This is a genomic window from Rathayibacter sp. AY1A4, from assembly GCF_002930955.1.
GTDB lineage: Bacteria > Actinomycetota > Actinomycetes > Actinomycetales > Microbacteriaceae > Rathayibacter.
Genome location: NZ_PSTN01000051.1, coordinates 1 through 1,692, shown reverse-complemented (window position 1 = coordinate 1,692; position 1,692 = coordinate 1). Strand labels below are relative to the sequence as shown.

Below are 1,692 nucleotides of genomic sequence, written 5' to 3'. Positions count from 1 at the left end.
CCACCGCCCCGACGCGTTCCCAACCCGAAGGCTGTACTGACGCGAGACGATCTCACCGAGCACCTAGTTCAATGTTCCACCCATGAGCTACCAGCAAAGACATTCGCTTTGATCTGGCGCCTGGAACACCCTGCGGTGTCCAGATGCTCCTTAGAAAGGAGGTGATCCAGCCGCACCTTCCGGTACGGCTACCTTGTTACGACTTAGTCCTAATCACCGATCCCACCTTCGACAGCTCCCTCCTTGCGGTTAGGCCACTGGCTTCGGGTGTTACCGACTTTCATGACTTGACGGGCGGTGTGTACAAGGCCCGGGAACGTATTCACCGCAGCGTTGCTGATCTGCGATTACTAGCGACTCCGACTTCATGAGGTCGAGTTGCAGACCTCAATCCGAACTGAGACCGGCTTTTTGGGATTCGCTCCACCTTACGGTATCGCAGCCCTTTGTACCGGCCATTGTAGCATGCGTGAAGCCCAAGACATAAGGGGCATGATGATTTGACGTCATCCCCACCTTCCTCCGAGTTGACCCCGGCAGTCTCCTATGAGTTCCCACCATGACGTGCTGGCAACATAGAACGAGGGTTGCGCTCGTTGCGGGACTTAACCCAACATCTCACGACACGAGCTGACGACAACCATGCACCACCTGTATACCGACCTTGCGGGGCAACCATTTCTGGAAGTTTCCGGTATATGTCAAGCCTTGGTAAGGTTCTTCGCGTTGCATCGAATTAATCCGCATGCTCCGCCGCTTGTGCGGGCCCCCGTCAATTCCTTTGAGTTTTAGCCTTGCGGCCGTACTCCCCAGGCGGGGAACTTAATGCGTTAGCTGCGACACGGAGACCGTGGAAAGGTCCCCACATCTAGTTCCCAACGTTTACGGCGTGGACTACCAGGGTATCTAATCCTGTTCGCTCCCCACGCTTTCGCTCCTCAGCGTCAGTAACGGCCCAGAGAACTGCCTTCGCCATCGGTGTTCCTCCTGATATCTGCGCATTCCACCGCTACACCAGGAATTCCATTCTCCCCTACCGCACTCTAGTCTGCCCGTACCCACTGCAGGCCCGAGGTTGAGCCTCGGGTTTTCACAGCAGACGCGACAAACCGCCTACGAGCTCTTTACGCCCAATAATTCCGGACAACGCTTGCACCCTACGTATTACCGCGGCTGCTGGCACGTAGTTAGCCGGTGCTTTTTCTGCAGGTACCGTCAAGCCGAAGCCCTTCTTCCCTACTAAAAGAGGTTTACAACCCGAAGGCCGTCATCCCCCACGCGGCGTTGCTGCATCAGGCTTTCGCCCATTGTGCAATATTCCCCACTGCTGCCTCCCGTAGGAGTCTGGGCCGTGTCTCAGTCCCAGTGTGGCCGGTCACCCTCTCAGGCCGGCTACCCGTCGTCGCCTTGGTGAGCCATTACCTCACCAACTAGCTGATAGGCCGCGAGTCCATCCTTGACCGAAAAACTTTCCACCCGCACCCGATGCCGGGGCAGGTCGTATCCGGTATTAGACGCCGTTTCCAGCGCTTATCCCAGAGTCAAGGGCAGGTTACTCACGTGTTACTCACCCGTTCGCCACTAATCCACCCAGCAAGCTGGGCTTCATCGTTCGACTTGCATGTGTTAAGCACGCCGCCAGCGTTCGTCCTGAGCCAGGATCAAACTCTCCGTAAAAAAATTACGACCTCC

Annotated in this window: 1 rRNA gene; it reads right to left on the bottom strand. The window is 56.6% G+C overall.

From position 1 onward, the window contains the following. Window positions 1–154: 154 nt before the first annotated feature. Window positions 155–1,677, bottom strand: a 16S ribosomal RNA gene (locus tag C5B92_RS16695). Between the last annotated feature and the right edge of the window lie 15 nt (window positions 1,678–1,692).